Annotated in this window: 18 protein-coding genes; 6 read left to right on the plus strand and 12 right to left on the minus strand. The window is 68.3% G+C overall.

The genetic code is table 11. From position 1 onward, the window contains the following. Positions 1 to 30: 30 nt before the first annotated feature. The 3 genes from ON04_RS03680 to ON04_RS03690 form a co-directional block, all read right to left on the minus strand. Positions 31 to 780, minus strand: coding sequence for an SDR family NAD(P)-dependent oxidoreductase (locus ON04_RS03680; RefSeq protein WP_010540234.1), 750 nt, complete (start codon positions 778 to 780; stop codon positions 31 to 33). After that, positions 777 to 2348, minus strand: coding sequence for a FadD3 family acyl-CoA ligase (locus ON04_RS03685; RefSeq protein WP_010540235.1), 1572 nt, complete (start codon positions 2346 to 2348; stop codon positions 777 to 779). The genes ON04_RS03680 and ON04_RS03685 overlap by 4 nt, the downstream gene beginning before the upstream one ends. A gap of 93 nt (positions 2349 to 2441) precedes the next feature. Further along, entirely contained in the window at positions 2442 to 3296 is an 855-nt protein-coding gene (locus ON04_RS03690) for a mycofactocin-coupled SDR family oxidoreductase (RefSeq protein ID WP_010540236.1), read from the minus strand. A gap of 78 nt (positions 3297 to 3374) precedes the next feature. Between ON04_RS03690 and ON04_RS03695 the strand changes: the two genes are divergently transcribed. Continuing rightward, entirely contained in the window at positions 3375 to 4607 is a 1233-nt protein-coding gene (locus tag ON04_RS03695) for an acyl-CoA dehydrogenase family protein (RefSeq protein ID WP_010540237.1), read from the plus strand. Beyond that, positions 4604 to 5410, plus strand: coding sequence for an SDR family oxidoreductase (locus ON04_RS03700; protein WP_010540238.1), 807 nt, complete (start codon positions 4604 to 4606; stop codon positions 5408 to 5410). Before ON04_RS03695 ends, ON04_RS03700 begins: the two co-directional genes overlap by 4 nt. Before the next feature lie 24 nt (positions 5411 to 5434). On the opposite strand, the gene ON04_RS03705 is transcribed toward ON04_RS03700, so the two are convergent. Then, positions 5435 to 6247, minus strand: a complete 813-nt coding sequence (locus ON04_RS03705; protein WP_081477113.1) for a hypothetical protein — start codon at positions 6245 to 6247, stop codon at positions 5435 to 5437. A 99-nt stretch (positions 6248 to 6346) separates the two neighbouring features. Between ON04_RS03705 and ON04_RS03710 the strand changes: the two genes are divergently transcribed. Both ON04_RS03710 and ON04_RS03715 read left to right on the plus strand, forming a co-directional pair. Then, entirely contained in the window at positions 6347 to 6928 is a 582-nt protein-coding gene (locus tag ON04_RS03710) for a TetR/AcrR family transcriptional regulator (protein ID WP_010540240.1), read from the plus strand. A 25-nt stretch (positions 6929 to 6953) separates the two neighbouring features. Continuing rightward, complete coding sequence (locus ON04_RS03715; protein WP_010540241.1) at positions 6954 to 8123, plus strand: acetyl-CoA C-acetyltransferase; 1170 nt, start codon at positions 6954 to 6956, stop codon at positions 8121 to 8123. A 94-nt stretch (positions 8124 to 8217) separates the two neighbouring features. Here ON04_RS03715 and ON04_RS03720 read toward each other — a convergent pair whose 3' ends face one another. The 5 genes from ON04_RS03720 to ON04_RS03740 all read right to left on the minus strand — a co-directional run bounded on the left by ON04_RS03720 (position 8218) and on the right by ON04_RS03740 (position 12578). Continuing rightward, on the minus strand, positions 8218 to 8826 hold the full coding sequence (locus tag ON04_RS03720) for a hypothetical protein (protein ID WP_010540242.1): 609 nt from the start codon (positions 8824 to 8826) through the stop codon (positions 8218 to 8220). Positions 8827 to 8990: 164 nt separating this feature from the next. Next, positions 8991 to 10115: an NAD(P)H-dependent flavin oxidoreductase gene (locus ON04_RS03725; protein ID WP_010540243.1), complete on the minus strand. Its 1125-nt coding sequence runs from the start codon at positions 10113 to 10115 to the stop codon at positions 8991 to 8993. Next, positions 10112 to 10879, minus strand: a complete 768-nt coding sequence (locus ON04_RS03730; protein ID WP_010540244.1) for a CoA-transferase — start codon at positions 10877 to 10879, stop codon at positions 10112 to 10114. The genes ON04_RS03725 and ON04_RS03730 overlap by 4 nt, the downstream gene beginning before the upstream one ends. After that, positions 10876 to 11724 (minus strand): CoA transferase subunit A, encoded by an 849-nt coding sequence (locus ON04_RS03735; protein WP_420795322.1) that lies wholly within the window; start codon positions 11722 to 11724, stop codon positions 10876 to 10878. Before ON04_RS03735 ends, ON04_RS03730 begins: the two co-directional genes overlap by 4 nt. Positions 11725 to 11792: 68 nt before the next feature. Further along, positions 11793 to 12578, minus strand: coding sequence for an enoyl-CoA hydratase family protein (locus ON04_RS03740; protein ID WP_010540246.1), 786 nt, complete (start codon positions 12576 to 12578; stop codon positions 11793 to 11795). A 77-nt stretch (positions 12579 to 12655) separates the two neighbouring features. Between ON04_RS03740 and ON04_RS03745 the strand changes: the two genes are divergently transcribed. After that, positions 12656 to 13429, plus strand: a complete 774-nt coding sequence (locus ON04_RS03745; protein ID WP_010540247.1) for an SDR family oxidoreductase — start codon at positions 12656 to 12658, stop codon at positions 13427 to 13429. 23 nt (positions 13430 to 13452) lie between these two features. After that, complete coding sequence (locus tag ON04_RS03750; RefSeq protein WP_010540248.1) at positions 13453 to 14370, plus strand: SDR family oxidoreductase; 918 nt, start codon at positions 13453 to 13455, stop codon at positions 14368 to 14370. A gap of 97 nt (positions 14371 to 14467) precedes the next feature. Here ON04_RS03750 and ON04_RS03755 read toward each other — a convergent pair whose 3' ends face one another. The 3 genes from ON04_RS03755 to ON04_RS03765 all read right to left on the minus strand — a co-directional run bounded on the left by ON04_RS03755 (position 14468) and on the right by ON04_RS03765 (position 16873). After that, complete coding sequence (locus ON04_RS03755; protein WP_010540249.1) at positions 14468 to 15607, minus strand: hypothetical protein; 1140 nt, start codon at positions 15605 to 15607, stop codon at positions 14468 to 14470. A 163-nt stretch (positions 15608 to 15770) separates the two neighbouring features. Further along, positions 15771 to 16205, minus strand: a complete 435-nt coding sequence (locus ON04_RS03760; RefSeq protein WP_081477122.1) for a nitroreductase family deazaflavin-dependent oxidoreductase — start codon at positions 16203 to 16205, stop codon at positions 15771 to 15773. 83 nt (positions 16206 to 16288) lie between these two features. Continuing rightward, the gene (locus tag ON04_RS03765; protein ID WP_010540251.1) at positions 16289 to 16873 is read right to left on the minus strand and encodes a GNAT family N-acetyltransferase; all 585 of its coding nucleotides are present in this window, start codon (positions 16871 to 16873) and stop codon (positions 16289 to 16291) included.

The following is a 16873-nucleotide window of genomic DNA, read 5'->3' on the forward strand; positions in this document are numbered from 1 at the left end:
CTGTACCCGACACCCTCCCGCGCGTCAGGCTCAGACGCCGTAGCCGCCGTCCACGTCCAGCTTCTGTCCGGAGATGAACCCGGCGCGGTCGGAGGCCAGGAAGGCCACGGCTTCCGCGATATCGCCGGCGGTGCCGAAACGGCGCAGCGGGATGTTGCCGCGCGTGATATCCAGCGCGCGCTCGTCCAGATCGCCGGAGGAGATCAGCCGCTCGGCCATCCCGTCGGTGAGCATCCCCGGGCCCACGCAGTTCACGCGCACCCCGAACCGGCCCTCCTCCGCTGCGAGGCCCCGGACGAGCTGCTCGACGGCGCCCTTGGGGGCGGCCGACAGTCCGTCGCGGACCGGGTAGCGGGTGGTGGCGGCCGTGGTGACGACGACGACGTTGCCCGCCACCGCACGCAGGTGCTCGAGCGCGGGGCGCACCAGGGCGAAGAATCCGCCGGCGTCGTCGTCCAGCTGGCGGCGGAAGTCGGCCGGGGATATCCGCGACAGGTGCACCATCGGCACGTGCGGGCCGGCGCAGTGGGCCAGTACGCGGATTCCGCCGTGGCGGACGCCGATATCGTTGATCGTCTGCGCGACCTCGTCGTCGTCGGACCCGTCACGCCCCGGTGTCAGGCGCACGGACTCGGCAACTAGCTCGCGCGCCAGGTCGACCGGCTCAGTGGAGCGGTAGCCGAGCACCACGGGTGCGTCGGGGAACTCGGCGGCCAGGCGGCGCGCGACGGCCGACCCGATCCCACCCGAGGCGCCGGTGACCAGGAGGGCGCCGCTCATCGCAGTTCGGTCTTGACGACCTTGCCCGAGGCGTTGCGGGGGAAGGACTCCACGAACTCGACCGAGCGCGGTCGCTTGAAGTTGGCCAGGTGCTCGGCCGCGTAGTCCAGGACGTCCTGCTCGGTGATCGCAGAGTCGGCGCGGCGGACGATGAACGCCTTGCCGACCTCGCCCATGCGCTCGTCCGGCACGCCGATCACCGCAGATTCCACCACGCCGTCGAGTCGGGCCAGGGTCTGCTCGATCTCCGCCGGATACACGTTGAACCCGCCCGTGATGTACATGTCCTTGAGGCGGTCAGTGATGCGGAGGTTGCCGTTCTCGTCGATCTCGCCCACGTCACCGGTACGCAGCCAGCCCTCGGGGTCGATGGCCTTGGTGGTGTTCTCCGGATCGTCGAGGTAGCCCTGCATGACCATCTCGCCGCGCGTGAGGATCTCGCCCTGCTCGCCGATCCGGATCTCCATGCCCGGGTAGGCGCGACCACACGTGGTGGCCACGGTGACCGCGTCGTCGGTGGGGCGGCACGTGGTGATGAAGCCCATGGTCTCCGTCTGCCCGTAGGCAGTCACCACGGTCTCCAGACCCAGGTCGGATTGCATGCGCTCGACCAGCACCACGGGCACCACCGAGGCGCCGGTGACCGCCAGGCGCAGTGAGGACAGGTCGTACTCGCTGCGGTCGGGATCGTCCAGAAGCGTCTGGAAGATGGTCGGCGCGCCTGGAAGGACCGTTGCGCGCTCGTCCTGGATCAGCCGCATCGTCTCGCCGGTCGAGTAGACGGCCAGCGGGATGACGGTCGCGCCAGACAGGACGCAGACCAGGAATCCGGCCTTATAGCCGAACGAGTGGAAGAACGGGTTGACGATCAGGTAGCGGTCGTTCTCCGTGAGTTCGCCGCTCGTGCCCCAGGCGTGGGCGCCCGCGATGGTCTGGCGGTGCAGGGCCACCACCCCTTTACTCTTGCCGGTCGTGCCCGAGGTGAACAGGATGTCTGCCACATGGTCGCCGGTCACTGCGTCCGCGCGGGCGTCGGCCTCGTCGAGCAGGGCGTCGGTGGCCAGGGCTGAGACGTCGTCGAACCCCAGCACCTCGACGTCGGCGGTGGCCGTCTCTTCGCCGCCGAGCGGGATCCGGACGATCGTGCGCAGGGAGGTGGTCCCGGCGAGGGACCCTCCGGCCGCCGAGGCCAGGTCGGCGACGCGTTCGGAGCCCAGGAACGCGCCGGCCACGACCGCGGCCACGGCGTTCGTGCGCTGGATCAGCTCGAGGGTCTCGCTGCCGGTGTATCTGGTGTTGGCCGGCACCACGGTTGCGCCGACGTACTGGGTGGCCAACGCGGCGACCATCCAATGACGGGTGTTGGGTGCCCACACCACCACCCTGTCGCCCTCGGCCACACCCCGCGCCACGAGGCCGGCGGCGAAGTGGCGCACCTGATCGAGCAGTTCTGACCACGTCCAGCGGGTGTCGTGCCCCGGCTGCACGTCGGCCACGGCCTCGCGGTCCGGCCAGGTCTCGGCTGCGCGGCGGAGCGCTGCGGGGGTGGTCTCGGGTGTCGGGTTCATGGGGACTCCTCGGACTCGAGAGTGGGGGCTGCCGGTGTGGCGCACACAACCCTACCTAGCAAGTGCTTGGTCGGATATGCGCGGTGCGCGCGTTCAGTACCTGAGCGCCCCACGGTCGACCGGGACCTGGACGCCGGACAGCGAACGCGAGCCGTCGCCGGCGAGGTAGGAGACGATCTCTGACACCTCCTCGGGGGGCATGAAGTCGGCCAGGGTGCTCACGCCGCCGACCTGTGCGTCCTTGAGTGGCATGGGCGAGAAGCTGTGGAGGAACGACGGGAACCGGCCAAAGACCTCGGCCATGCCCTCGGGGTCGATCATCGGCGTCTGCACCGAGTAGGGGTGGATGGAGTTGACGCGGATACCGAACTCGCCCGCCTCCAGCGCGAGGGCGTTGGTCAGGGCGACGAGGCCAGCCTTCGAGGCGGAGTAGTGTCCGTTTCCGGGCGTGGCCTTGAGGCCCGCCGACGAGCTGACGATGATGATCGACCCGCCGTTGCCCGCCTCGATCATTGCCGGGACCACCGCCCGGATCGTCCGCCATGTGCCGCTGAGGTTGACGCCGATGACCGTGTCCCAGTCGTCCTCCGGCATCTCCCACAGTCGGCCCCAGCTCAGGACCGCGGCGTTGGCGACCAGGACGTCCAGCCGCCCGAAGGTGTCGATGGTGCGGGCGACCAGGTCCTGCAGCGCGCCGAGGTCCCGGATGTCGAGGACGGCGGAGAGCGCGCGGCGGCCGGTCTGCTCGACCAGGCGCACGGTCTCGGCCAGGTCGTCCGGCGTGGGGGCGGGGTAGGTGGCCGAGGTGGCGACCGGGGCGCACACGTCGGAGACCACCACGTCGGCGCCTTCCGAGGCGAGGCGGACTGCGTGGGCCCGGCCCTGGGCTCTGGCGGCGCCGGTGATGAAGGCGACCTTGCCCGCGAGGGGCATCGAGGGGGAATTCATGGGGTCCATCCAAACCGACGCGGGCGCGGCCGGAGGCCGGATCCAACAAACCAAGCAAGTGCTTGGTAGTGTGTGGCCATGACCGAGAACACCAGGCCCGCGTCGGAGATGGACGACGACGAGTTCGCCGCGGAGTTCCGCGACTGGCTCGACACCAACCTCGTCGGCGAGTTCGCCGAGATCAAGGGCACCGGCGGTCCGGGCAGTGAGCATGAGTTCTTCCCCCAACGCCTGGCCTGGGAGCGGCACATGGCCGAGGCCGGATGGACCTGCGTCGGCTGGCCCGTCGAGCACGGTGGGCGCGGCGCCTCGCTGAGTCAGCAGGTCCGCTTCCACGAGGAGTACGCCAAGGCCGACGCCCCGGCCCGCGTCTCCCACCTCGGCGAGACCCTGCTCGGACCCACGCTCATCGCCCACGGAACGCAGGAGCAGAAGGAGCGCTTCCTGCCCCGGATCATCGATGTGACCGAACTATGGGCCCAGGGCTACTCCGAGCCGAACGCCGGCTCCGACCTGGCCAACGTCGCCACCACCGCGCGCCTCGGCGAGGACGGGAAATGGCATATCGACGGGCAGAAGGTCTGGACCTCGCTCGCGCACCTGAGCCAGTGGGTCTTTGTGGTCGCCCGCACTGAGGAGGGCACGGCCAGGCACAAGGGGCTGAGTTTCCTGCTGGTGCCGCTGGACCAGCCGGGTGTGGAGATTCGCCCCATCCAGCAGCTCACCGGCACCTCCGAGTTCAACGAGGTCTTCTTTGACGACGCGGTGACCGATGCCGCGATGATCGTGGGGGAGCGGGGCGAGGGCTGGAAGGTCGCCATGACACTGCTCGAGTTCGAGCGTGGCGTGTCCACCCTCGGCCAGCAGGTCGGCTTTGCCCGCGAACTCGACCAAATCGTGGAGATGGCCCGCGCTAACGGCAGTGCCGAGGACCCCGCAGTGCGTGAGCGCATCACCCGAGCCTGGGTTGGGCTCCGCGTGATCCGGGCGCACGCTCTGCGCACTCTGGCCGACCGCGACGCCACCGGCGGCAACGCCTCCGCCGCCAAGCTCCTGTGGGCCACCTGGCACCGGGACCTCGGCGAACTGGCCATGCTGGTGCAGGGGGCGGAATCACTCACCGGACCCACCCACACGTCAGAGGGGGCCGCCAACGACATCCGGGATCCCCAGAATCTCGAGCTCGCCGAATGGCAGCGACTCTTCCTGTTCACCCGCTCCGACACCATCTACGGCGGGTCCAACGAGATCCAGCGCAACATCATCTCCGAGCGCGTGCTCGGACTACCCCGAGAGGCCAGGCCGTCATGACCGAGCAGAAGTCCCCCCTCGCAATCGTCCCCGAAGAGACGCCGGGCCACGGCCTGCTCAAGGGTAAGAAAGTCGTGGTGACGGCCGCCGCCGGCACCGGCATCGGCTTCTCGTCCGCCCGCCGCGCCGCACTTGAGGGCGCCGACGTGCTGGTCTCCGACTTCCACGAGCGTCGCCTCGGCGAAGCACGTGACTCGCTGGCCGCGGAGTTCCCGGACCAGCAGTTCGAGGCGATCGTCTGCAACGTCCAGTCCACCTCCGATGTGGACGCGCTCATCACCGGCGCCGCCGAGAAGCTCGGCCGGATCGACGTGCTGATCAACAACGCGGGCTTCGGCGGCGAGGCCGAACTCGTGGACATGACCGACGAGGACTGGGACCGCGTCCTGGACATCACGCTGAACGGGACCTTCCGCGCCACTCGCGCCGCGCTGCGTTACTTCCGGGATGTGGAGCACAACGGCGTGATCGTCAACAACGCCTCGGTACTCGGCTGGCGCGCACAGCGGGCGCAGGCCCACTACGCCGCCGCCAAGGCCGGCGTGATGGCGCTGACCCGCAGCTCGGCCATCGAGGGCGCCGATTTCGGCGTGCGGATCAACGCCGTGGCCCCGTCGCTGGCCCGCCACAAGTTCCTCGAGAAGTCCGCCTCCGCGGAGCTGCTGGATGAGCTCGCCTCCAAAGAGGCCTTCGGCCGCGCCGCCGACGTGTGGGAGGTCGCGGCCACCATCGCCATGCTGGCCAGCGACTACACCACCTACCTCACCGGCGAGGTCATCTCCATCTCGTCCCAGCGGGCCTGACCCGGCTGGCAGCCGAGGGGTCCGTCAGGCGGCGCGGACCTTCTCGGCCTGCTTGACGAACGCGTCCATCGCGGCGTTCCGGGCCTCCTCGGAGACCTCGCCCGTGCCACTGGTCACCGTCACTGTGACCCCCAGGTCGCGGACGGTGCCCGTGATGAGAACGGTGCCCGTGATGAGAACGGTGCCCGTGCGGACCTCTTGGCCCATCATGTCCATCGAGCTGTCCTGGGATACGGCCGAGAAGTCCTTGACCCCGTCCGGGGCGTCGAGGTCCAGTGGGGTGTTCACTGTCCGGGTGGTGAGCTCCTGCCCCTCGACAGGAAACACCACGGTCATCTCGGGGCATTCCTCGATCAGCCGGTCGCGCTCGGCCATCTCGTCGGTCACCCGGGTCAGCGCCACCGCGTACGAGGTGTCACCGACCAATCCCGACTGGATTGCCAGCGCGCCGGGCTCCGACTGCTCCAGCAGCGAATCCTGGTTGATGTCCGCGCAGCGCTCCGGCTCCACGCGCATGCCCTCCGTGAGATCACCGATCGCGCTCATCCCGCCGGAGATCTCCTCCGCAGAAACGGGTTGCAGGCCCAGGTCGGGTGCGTCCGCGGAGTTGAGCACCAGCTGGTCCAGCGGAGCCTCAGGGGCCCCGTCCCGGGTCTCTGAATCCTCCACCGATTCCGCGGACCCGGCCTCGGAGGTGGACGAGGTGACGGTGGCCTCGTCGTCGTTCTCGGTTTGACCGATCGTGCAGGCGCCGAGGCTCAGGGCGAGGCCGAGAGCGGCAGTCGCCGCGAACACACGACTACTGCTGCGGGACGGGGACAGGATGGTAGGGCGCATAAAGCGAATTCTAGGCGTCAGTCCGGTTGGTCCACGGGACCCACACGGATCCCGCAGCGGGGTTGTACCTAGCAAGTGCTTGGTTGGTACCCTCGGGGTATGACCAGCACCACGAGACGCGAGGAGCTCCTGTCCATCGCGGCAGGCCTCTTCGCCGAGCGCGGCCTGCGTGCGACTACCGTCCGCGACATCGCGGATTCCGCCGGCATCCTCTCGGGGAGTCTTTACCATCACTTCTCCTCCAAGGAGGCGATCGTCGACGAGATCCTGCGAGGCTTCCTCAACTCGCTCTTCGGGGAGTACCGACGGATCGTCGACGCCGGACTCGGCCCCCGGGAGACCCTCGAAGGCTTGGTGCGCGCGTCCTTCGAGGCCATCCATCGGCATCGCGACGAGGTGGCCATCTACCAGGATGAGCTCAAGCATCTCCGCAGCAACCCGATGTTCGATTACTTGCGTGAGCGCAACACCGAGTTCCGCGAGATGTGGACCGACGTGCTGCGCCGGGGCATGGCCTCCGGGGAGTTCCGCAGCGACCTCGACGTGCGCCTGACGTACCGGTTCCTGCGCGACACCGTGTGGGTGGCCGTGCGCTGGTACAGACCCGACGACGACAACGACCACGCCGCAATCGCGGACCAGTATCTCAACATCGTGCTCGACGGCCTGGCCGTCAGCTGACCACTTCAACCCCTCGAGGAGAAACATGACCAGCGTGAACAGCCGTGAGGCATACGTCATCGACGCCGTCCGGACCCCCGTCGGCAAGCGCGGCGGCAGCCTGTCCGGGCAGCACCCCGCCGACCTCGGCGCGCACGTCATCAAGGCCGTCGTCGAGCGCACCGGTATCGACCCGGAGGTCGTCGACGACGTGATCTTCGGCTGCGTCGACGCCATCGGCCCCCAGGCAGGCAACATCGCCCGCTCGGCGTGGCTCGCCGCGGGCATGCCGCTGGGCGTCCCCGGCACAACGGTCGACCGCCAGTGCGGCTCCAGCCAGCAGGCCATCCACTTCGGTGCCCAGGCCATCATGTCCGGCACTCAGGACGTCATCCTGTTCGGCGGTGTGCAGAACATGAGCGCCCTGCCCATCTCGTCGGCAATGCTCGCCGGCCGCGAATACGGGTTCGACGATCCGTTCACCGGCTCCACCGGCTGGGTCGAGCGCTTCGGCGACCAGGAAATCTCCCAGTTCAACGGCGCCCAGATGATGGCCGACAAGTGGGACATCTCGCGGCAGGAGATGGAAGAGTGGGCGTTGCAGTCTCACAACCGTGCCCGTGCCGCCATCGCCGAGGGGCGCTTCGCCGCCGAGTACGTGCCGCTTGCTGGCCTCGAGGCTGACGAGACGCCGCGGGAGACCACCCTGGAGAAGATGGCCTCGCTGCCCGTCCTCGCCGAGGGCGGTTCTTTGACAGCGGCCGTGGCGTCGCAGATTTGCGACGGCGCGTCCGGAGGCCTGCTCGCCTCCGCCGAGGCAGTGGAGAAGTACGGACTCAAGCCCCGTGCACGCATCCACCACCTCACGGTGCGCGGTGACGACCCGGTGATGATGCTCTCCGCACCGATCCCGGCCACCAAGCACGCGCTGGCCAAGACCGGCCTGTCGATCGGCGACATCGACGTGGTGGAGATCAACGAGGCCTTTGCCCCGGTTGTGTTGGCCTGGCTGAAGGAGATCGGCGCCGACCCGGCCCGTGTCAACCCTAACGGCGGCGGCATCGCGCTGGGCCACCCGCTGGGTGCGACCGGCGCCAAGCTGTTCGCCACCATGCTCAACGAGCTCGAGCGCACGGGCGACCGCTACGGGTTGCAGACCATGTGCGAGGGCGGCGGCACGGCCAACGTCACGATCATCGAGCGACTCGACAGCTGACACTGCTCGGCTGCGGGACGGCTCGTATGATCTAAGCGGACCCGCCACCCAACTGGGTGGCGGGTCCGCTTTCATGCACTCGGGTAAGGGCGGGCTACTCGCCCTCTCCGGCGCTGCCGGTCTCGCCCAGGCCGCCGCCGAGGATGGCGCCGATGTCGGAACCCGAGTCTGCGTCGCCGGCGCCTCCGAGCAGTGCGGAGGCGGTGTCGAGTCCACCGTTAGCGCTGCCCATCTCCAGCGAGCCCATGACGGCCTCCATCGGATCGCCCACGAGGAGGAATGGGTTGACCTCCGGGTTCGAGGGGTCGGAACCGCAGACGCTTACCAGCGCGTACACATTCGACGGGACGTTCTGAGCGGTCACCTTGCCGGTCGGGTTGACTAGGCTGAGGGGGGCCGTGGGCAAGACGCCGTTCTTGAGCACGATCACGTTCTCGTTGGTGAGCAGCGCCGCGATGAGGACCTCGAGGTCGCCATCGGCGAGCTGAGCGGCAAGGTCTCCTGCGGCGGCCGTCGGGGTGAGGACGGCGGCGCAGGAGTCGACCAACTCGCCAGCCTCGAGGGTGAACGTCACGGAGACGTCATTGCCTTCAGTGGCGTTGGTGTGCGTGGTGGCCATCGCCGCGCCGGCACCGGCAACGGTCAGTGCGGCTGCGGCGCCCAGCGCTGCGGTGGTGCGGGCGGCGTTACGAACTGTGAACAAGGGTGCTCCTCGGGGTGGGGGACGCGGGCTGAGGGGCCCGGTGACTATCAGTCGCTTCTCAGGTTATGGCATAGATCACCCGGAGCGAGCCGAACCTGTAGAGATGCCAGACGCCGCCCCATCCGGGTGTGGAGGGGCGGCGTCGGTGTACTACTGGGCTCTGGTCAGCCGAGGCGTCCCAGATCCGCCAGGCGCTCGTGCGCCTGCGTCATGATCCGCTGGATTAGTCCGTCGCAGCTGGGAAGGTCGTCGATCATTCCGACAACCTGACCGGAGGCCAGCACGCCGGCCTCGGTGTTGCCCTCGACCAGTCCGGCCTTGAGCAACATCGGGGTGTTGGCAGCCATGACGATCTGCTGCCAGGTGCGGTCGGACGCCTTCTTCATGTTCAGGCCGTCCTTGGCGAGCTGCTGCCACTTCATGCCCGTCATGGACTTGAACTTGTTGGCGTTCTGAACTGCGGCAGCGATGCCCTTGAGCGGGCTGCCGGACTCAAGCGCGTTCACCAGACCGGTCCGCAGGACGCGGTGGGGCATGCCGTCGACGCGGGTGGAGACGACCGTGTCCTGGAGGCCACGCTCGAGGTACTGCTTCTTCACCGCGTCGGGGACCTGCGAGTCGGTGGTGAGCAGGAAGCGTGTCCCCATGGCCACCCCCGAGGCTCCGTAGGCCAGCGCCGCGACAAGGCCGCGCCCGTCGAAGAACCCACCCGCAGCTACCACCGGGATAGAGGTGTTCCCCGCGCCGCCGAGTGCATCGATCACGCTGGGGAGCAGCAGTGTGGTGGCAACAGGCCCGGTGTGTCCGCCGCCCTCGCCGCCCTGGACGATCACCGCGTCGGCGCCCCAGGAGGCCACCTTGACGGCGTGCTTCGCGGCACCGATGGACGGGATGACGACGAGGCCGTTCTCCTTCAGGCGCGCGATCAACTCGGGCTTGGGCGCGAGGGCGAACGACGCGACCTTCACGCCGTGACGGATCATCAGCTCACACCGCTCGGCGGCGTCGTCGGCATCCGCCCGCAGGTTGACGCCGAACGGCTTCGAGGTGAGCTCCTTGGTCCGGATGATAGCGGCCTCGAGTTCCGCATACGTCATGGTGGCCGAGGCGATGATGCCCAGCCCTCCGGCGTTCGCGGTGGCGGCCGTCAGCTCGGGCCCGGAGACCCAGCCCATGCCCGTCTGGACGATCGGGTACTCCACGCCGACGAGACGGGTGAAGTCCGTCGACAGCGTAGCCGCGCGGGTGGCGTCGGCCTTGTCGTCGCCGTCTGTGGTCGGACCGGTCACTTCGTCGCCTCCGAGGGAACCTCACGGTTGCGAATGCCACGCGGGTCGATGACCTCGCGGATCAGGCGCAGTTCCTCGTCGGACGGATCACGCGTCACGCCGGCCTCGGCCAGGCCCGCGATCTCGAAGCTCGTGTTCTCCGCGACCTCCTCAGCGGTGACGCCCGGGTGCAGGGTCAGCGCGCGCATGGTCCGGCCGGGGCCGCCGAAGTCGAACACACCGAGGTTGGTGACGATCTTGGGGATGTGGTGGAAGCGGAAGGCGGGGTCGCCCTCTTCGTAGCGGTCGTAACCGATGCCACACACGATGTCGACCTTCTCCGGGAACGCGCGCGTGCTGTGCTTGCCGACCCAGTAACTTGTGGCGTGAGCGATCGAGTTGCCGGGAGCGCCGCGCAGGCCGAACATCTGGCGCTTGGGCTTCTGGACGTCGTCGCCGAAGGCCGACAGGTTCTGGTTGCCGTACTTGTCGATCTGGTTGGCGCCCATCACCACGTGGCGGGTGCCGGCCTGCAGCACGTCGAATACCCGCGGGAACGGGATGTAGCCCTCGAAGTCGATGAGCTTGCCCAGTGGCGGGGTCTGGCCCAGGAAGCGGTACTCGCCATCGGTGATGAGCAGGTCCGGCTCCGTGGTCATCCGCGCGAGACGGGCTCCGACGGTGGCCATCGGCGTCATGGGGGAGGCGAAGATCTCCCCGGCGCCGGCGAAGATCTCCGCACAGGCGATCGCGCAGTACTCGGCGCGTGTGATGTTCTCGCTCACTTGGAGCCCTCCTTCTCGGCCGCGATCTTGGCGGCGAAATTCTTGACGGCCTCCTGGTACGCGGCCTCGTCGCCGGACAGGAACTCCTCGACGAATGCAGCCCAGGACGCCTCGTCCTTGGCGGATGCCGCGTAGTGCTTCTGAAACGCCTCGTCGCGGCCGTAACCGCCGGCGAAGGTGAAGTGCGCACCGTTTGGCGCCTCCGAGACGGTGTCGACGAACATGCGGCTCAGCAGCATGCGCTGCGGGCCGACCTCGTTCATCAGCGCGTCGGCGGAATCCACGACCTCGTCGACCTCGAGGAGGACGGTGTCGGCGGCCATGGCGTACAGGTCGTCAAAGTATCCGTCGGCGCCGGTGAACGCGGCGTTGCCGTGCTTGTCGGCCTTGTCGAGGTGGATCAGCGCGGCGTCCATGCGCAGCGCGGGCATGGCGACCAGGGTCTCGGTCTTGCCCTCGAAGTCATAGGGGGAATCGACGGTCTTGAGTTCGTCGCCCCAGAAGCGGAAGACGTCCGAGCCCAGGCCGGCACGCGTGGGTAGGAACGGCAGGCGCTGCGCCGCGGCGGTGAGACCGGCGCGGACCATGCCCTCGTCCATCTCGCGGGAGATGATCGCGCCCTCCGTGCGGCGCTTGGCGAACCACGGGTCGTAGAACGGCGCCGAGTCAAGGGTGACGAAGCCGTAGTACGCCTTGGAGACCTTGCCCGCGGAGCAGAGAAGTCCCAGATCCGGTCCGCCGTAACTGACGATGGTCAGGTCCGTGAGGTCCTCGCGTCGGAGGATGGCGCGGACGAGGGCCATCGGCTTACGCCGCGAGCCCCAGCCGCCGATGCCGATGGTCATGCCGCTCTCGAGGCGCCCGACGGCCTCGTCGAGACTGGTGCGCTTGTCGCGCGGGGTGGGGGTCGTCGTCACTTGTTCTCGCCCGTCCTCTCGGATCGCTTGTCTAGGTTCTTGCCGCTCTTCACGAACTCTTCACGATGCTCGTCGGCCACACCGGCGAGGTTGAGTTCGAACGTGAATCCCTGCTCGATGCGGTACGAGGTCTTCACGTCGATCGGATCGATGTGGTTGATCGCCTCCTTCGCGGCCCGGATCACCCGGGTGTCCTTGGCCGCGATGGTCTCCGCCAGGGCGCGGGCCGCTGCGTCGAGCTGATCCCGCGGGACCACCTCGTACACCGTCCCCCAGTTGTGCAGCTGCTGCGCGGTGACGTTGCGGGAGGTGAAGTACAGCGTGCGCATCATGTGCGGTGGCACCATGCGGGCCAGGTGTGTGGCAGCGCCCAGCGCTCCACGGTCCACCTCCGGCAGGCCGAAAACCGCGTCGTCGGAGGCGACGATGCAGTCAGCGTTGCCCACGAGACCGATACCGCCGCCCACGCAGAAGCCGTTGACGGCGGCGATCACGGGGACCGCACACTCGTAGACGGCGTTGAAGGCCACGTAGCAGCCGCGGTTGGCGGCTAGTAGGTGATCGAACCCCTCGAAGTCCTGCATCTCCTTGATGTCTACGCCGGCGTTGAATCCCCGCCCTTCGGCCCGGAGGATCACAACGTGGACCTCTGGGTCGCGGCCGGCGGCGAGGATCTGCTCGCCCAGTTCGAACCAGCCCGCTGACGGGATGGCGTTGACGGGGGGATAGTCGACGGTGACGGTCGCGATGCCGTCTGCGCCCTTGTCGACGGTGATACCCATGGTGCTCCCTTCGCACGCCACCGCCGCCCGAGGCGGTCCGGTGACTAACCAAACGCTTGCTTGGTAGGCTAGCACGCATGACGAACATCGATCTGGGTCTGGCGGGGAAGGTCGTCCTCGTCACGGGCGGCGTACGAGGAGTGGGGGCCGGGATCAGCCGGGTCTTCCGAGACGCCGGCGCAGTGGTCGTGACCTGCGCACGACGGCCCGCCGACGAGGGCACCGATGTGGCGGATCTGGAATTTCACTCCGTTGACCTACGTGACCCGGAAGCGGTCCGCGCGATGGTCGAAGCGATCGTCGACAAGCACGGTCGGCTCGACGTGGTGGTCAACAACGCCGGAGGCGCACCGTTCGCGCTCGCGGCCGACGCCAGCGCCAACTTCCACTCCAAGATCATCGCGCTCAACCTGCTCTCCGCGCTCACCGTGGCGCAGGAGGCCCACCGAGTCATGCAGCCGGCCGGCGGCTCGATCGTCAACATCTCGTCGGTGTCCGGCCACCGCCCCTCGCCAGGCACCGCATCGTACGGCGCCGCCAAGGCCGGCATCGACTCGCTCACCCAGTCTCTGGCCGTCGAGTGGGCCCCGGCGGTGCGCGTGAACTCTGTCGTGGTGGGCCCGGTCAAGACCGAGCTCGCCGAGATGCACTACGGCGACGCCGAGGGCGTGGCCGCCGTCGACGCCACCATCCCCATGGGCCGCATGGCCGAGCCCGCCGACGTCGGCCAGGCTGCCGCGTTCCTGGCCTCGCCACTCGCCGCGTACATCACCGGCGCCGAACTGCTGGTGCACGGCGGCGGCGAGAAGCCCGCATTCCTCTCGGCGTCCACCGCCGAGAACAAGCACTGACCAACACAATCAAGGAGACACACATGGGAATCTGCGACGGACGCGTCGTCATCGTCACCGGTGCCGGCCGCGGCATCGGCCGCGAGCACGCCCTGGCCTTCGCCGCCGAGGGCGCCAAGGTCGTGGTTAATGACCTCGGAGCCGGCATCGACGGATCGAACGTCGGGGAGTCCCCGGCCGAGCAGGTAGTTGCGGAGATCAAGGCCGCCGGTGGCGACGCCGTGGTCAACGGCAATGACATCTCCTCGTGGGAAGGCGCCAAGGAGCTCATCCAGCAGGCGATCGACACGTTCGGTGCCCTCGACGTGCTGGTGAACAACGCCGGCTTCCTGCGCGACAAGATGCTTGTCGGAATGAGCGAGTCCGACTGGGACAATGTCATCAACGTGCATCTCAAGGGCCACTACGCGCCGCTGCGTCATGCCGCCGAGTACTGGCGCGCGGAGTCCAAGGCTGGCCGGCCCCGCTCCGCGCGCGTCATCAACACGACCTCGGGCGCCGGACTGTTCGGCTCGGTCGGACAGGGCAACTACGCGACCGCCAAGGCCGGAATCGCCCTGCTGACCATTCAGACAGCCTCGGAGATGAAGGGCTACGGGGTCACCGCTAACGCGATCGCTCCCGCCGCCCGCACCCGCATGACGACCTCGGCGGGCGAGGGGATGGCCTCGCAGATGGCAGCTCCCGAGGACGGATCGTTCGACGCGATGGACCCTGCCAACATCTCGCCCCTCGTGGTGTGGCTGGGCTCTGAGCAGTCCGGCGACGTCACCGGACGCGTCTTTGAGGTCGAGGGCGGCAAGGTGACCGTCTGTGACGGATGGCAGCGCGCTGCCTCGGAGGACAAGGGCGCCAAGTGGGATCCGGCGGAGCTCGGCTCGGTGGTCCCGCGCCTGGTTTCCGAGTCCCCTGCGCCGGTCCCGGTCTACGGCGCTCGCTGACCCGGTAACCGCAGCGGCCGCAGCAATTCGACAACAGGAGCCCCGCACCGTATCGATCGGTGCGGGGCTCCTTCGGTCGTTCCGGCGAACGTCGCCGTCAGCCCCTGCCGTTGTCCGGCAGATTCTGCTGCGCCATGGCCGGCATCGGCGTCATCGCGGGCAGGAAGGGGAGGGGCGGCAACATGATCGTCCCGTTGGCCACGCCCGCGGCGAGAGCCGCGGCGCCGGCGGAGGCCGTCAGCGCGATCACGGGCATCAGGCTGCCGGCGCCGGTCCCGCCCAGGCTCGCCAGCGCTTCGAGGGACGTCTCCGCCCCCATCTCGGACCCAAGGTTGGTCGAGAGCGTGCCCATCATGGAGCCGTTCTCGAGCGAACCGGTGAGGGCGGTGACCGAGCCGTTGACCGCCGTGAGCTGGCTCAGGGAGCCCAGAAGGACGTCAGAGCTGCCACCCGTGGAGCCGCTCTCCCCTGTGAGGGAACCGGACGTCCCGGTGATCGAGCCCGAGACCGCCTCACAGATTCCGCACTCTGCGACGGAGCCCACGACGGTCTCCGCCGAACCATTGGTCAGCGAGCCGGCGATACCCTCACCGATCGTCTCCGCGGAGCCACCGATGCCCGCGGTCGAACCGTCCGGGAAGTTGGACGAGAGCGCCGGCAGCTCAGCCGAACCTCCGAGCAGGTTAAGTTCGGTGGACAGGGGCATCATCCCGGCTGAACCCATGCCTTCGGATCCGGTGAGTGGGGCGAGGTCGGAGGACTGGAACGCGGCCGAGCCGCCGAGCAGGTTGGTCGACAGCGGAGCCATACCCGTGGAACCGATATCGGAAGAGCCTCCGAGGAGTTCACTGCTGCCAGGAAGAGCCGCAGAGCCACCGAGGGGCTCGAGGGACAGCGCGGGCAGGGCGGACGAGCCACCGAGGGGGTCACTGGACAGCGTGGGCAGCTCTGACGACTGGGGGAGCACCGATGAGCCGTTGAGCGGGTTGAGGTTGCCGGAGCCGCCGGCCAGGTCCGCACCCGAACCGGCAGCGTTGCCGGCGGACCCCGTGACGGCGTTGATGAGCGGTCCGACGGGCGAGTTGTTCCCGAGCCAGTCGGTGACGCTGCCTAGGCTGACGCCGCCCGGCAGCGAGCTGCCGCTGCTGCCGTCGGCGGCACTGGCAGGGCCGACAGCGGTGCTCATGGCGAGAGCAACGGCGGCGGCAACTGCCGCGGCCCTGGTCGTGTTCTTCATCGGAGGAATTCCCTTCGGCTTACGGGGTCACCGTTGTGGCCCGTACTGCATGAGAATCCACTGAAGATGAATGTTTGTCAATAGTTTTGCGGACTAACGCAGCGATTTGATGTTCACACCGGTCATCGCTTCTGACGTGCAGAAAGTTGGACGATCTACCAACTCAGTTGCCACGCGTGGCCGCTGCGGGCTCGCATATCACTACCGGAATGACCCGGCTGGTGTTTGCCTGATACTCAGAAAAGTCGGCGTACCGGTTGACGAGCTTCGGCCACAACTCGGCACGCTCGGACGGGGAGGCCTTCCTCGCCGTCATCGATCTGACCCGTCGGCCCACCTGAACCGTCACAGCCGGATTCGCCAGAATGTTGCGATACCACTGGGGGTGCTTCGGGAGCCCGCCCTGCGACGCGACCAGCAGTACGCGGTCCCCTTCGGGAAGGTGAAGCAGCGGCACAGTCCGCGGCTGGCCGGACTTGCGCCCCGTCGTCGTCACCAGACAAACGGGAATCGGCGCCCGCAGTGCCGAACCCACACGCCAGTTGCCGCCCACGCGCCCGCCGGTGCGTTGGTAGAGCCAGGTGTTGGCACGCGACATCACCTTGACAACGCCGACGACCCACGGCGCACTGCGCCGTGGGTCGTCGATGCCCGTCTCCGGGGTCGGGGAGTGGTCCGCGCTCACTTCCCCGCCAACGGGGCGCGCACGATCACGTGCTTGCCGGGGAAGAACGCCGCCAGTTCCCGACGGCTCTCCTTGAGCGCGCTCAGGCCGTAACCGCGCTTGCGCTCTTCCGGGCGGATCCAGATGGCTACGTCCACGTCGCCGTCGTTGACCTGTTCACCGAACACCAGTCCGAGCAGGGAATCCCGCGAGGTGTCGACGGCGACGAACCACATCGCGGACTCTGCGTCGATACGCTTGAGGCCCGCCTGGCGCTCCGCCTCGGTCTTCTCCTCGTCCCACTCGCCGGCGGTGGCCGATGTCGCATCCGAGGAGCGGGAGTGGAACAGATGCTTGTGCTCGTCTGAGTCACGGAACGGGTGCAGAGTGAACCCGCCCGTGGACTTCGCGGCGGAACTCTCCGAGGTTCCGGGCACAAAGGCGTCAAGTGGCGCGCGGAGCACGTCAGCGGCCTCGTCGGTGCTCACGGAGAGGAGATGGGCGATCGCCTTGGTTGCGTCCTCAGAGTTGCTGGCGGAGGCGATGGCGGCGAAAACCTCGCGCCGGCGACCCGCTGCTGCTTCGATCACATTGCTGCTCAT

The organism is Dietzia alimentaria 72 (assembly GCF_000226215.1).
GTDB classification, from domain to species: domain Bacteria; phylum Actinomycetota; class Actinomycetes; order Mycobacteriales; family Mycobacteriaceae; genus Dietzia; species Dietzia alimentaria.

Excerpts from the sequence above, each read along its gene's own strand:
- ON04_RS03680 (WP_010540234.1), bottom strand. The coding sequence starts at position 780 with ATGAGCGGCGCCCTCCTGGTCACCGGCGCCTCGGGTGGGATCGGGTCG.
- ON04_RS03685 (WP_010540235.1), bottom strand. The coding sequence starts at position 2,348 with ATGAACCCGACACCCGAGACCACCCCCGCAGCGCTCCGCCGCGCAGCC.
- ON04_RS03690 (WP_010540236.1), bottom strand. The coding sequence starts at position 3,296 with ATGAATTCCCCCTCGATGCCCCTCGCGGGCAAGGTCGCCTTCATCACC.
- ON04_RS03695 (WP_010540237.1), top strand. The coding sequence starts at position 3,375 with ATGACCGAGAACACCAGGCCCGCGTCGGAGATGGACGACGACGAGTTC.
- ON04_RS03700 (WP_010540238.1), top strand. The coding sequence starts at position 4,604 with ATGACCGAGCAGAAGTCCCCCCTCGCAATCGTCCCCGAAGAGACGCCG.
- ON04_RS03705 (WP_081477113.1), bottom strand. The coding sequence starts at position 6,247 with ATGCGCCCTACCATCCTGTCCCCGTCCCGCAGCAGTAGTCGTGTGTTC.
- ON04_RS03710 (WP_010540240.1), top strand. The coding sequence starts at position 6,347 with ATGACCAGCACCACGAGACGCGAGGAGCTCCTGTCCATCGCGGCAGGC.
- ON04_RS03715 (WP_010540241.1), top strand. The coding sequence starts at position 6,954 with ATGACCAGCGTGAACAGCCGTGAGGCATACGTCATCGACGCCGTCCGG.
- ON04_RS03735 (WP_420795322.1), bottom strand. The coding sequence starts at position 11,724 with ATGACCATCGGCATCGGCGGCTGGGGCTCGCGGCGTAAGCCGATGGCC.
- ON04_RS03740 (WP_010540246.1), bottom strand. The coding sequence starts at position 12,578 with ATGGGTATCACCGTCGACAAGGGCGCAGACGGCATCGCGACCGTCACC.
- ON04_RS03745 (WP_010540247.1), top strand. The coding sequence starts at position 12,656 with ATGACGAACATCGATCTGGGTCTGGCGGGGAAGGTCGTCCTCGTCACG.
- ON04_RS03750 (WP_010540248.1), top strand. The coding sequence starts at position 13,453 with ATGGGAATCTGCGACGGACGCGTCGTCATCGTCACCGGTGCCGGCCGC.
- ON04_RS03755 (WP_010540249.1), bottom strand. The coding sequence starts at position 15,607 with ATGAAGAACACGACCAGGGCCGCGGCAGTTGCCGCCGCCGTTGCTCTC.
- ON04_RS03760 (WP_081477122.1), bottom strand. The coding sequence starts at position 16,205 with ATGTCGCGTGCCAACACCTGGCTCTACCAACGCACCGGCGGGCGCGTG.
- ON04_RS03765 (WP_010540251.1), bottom strand. The coding sequence starts at position 16,873 with ATGAGCAGCAATGTGATCGAAGCAGCAGCGGGTCGCCGGCGCGAGGTT.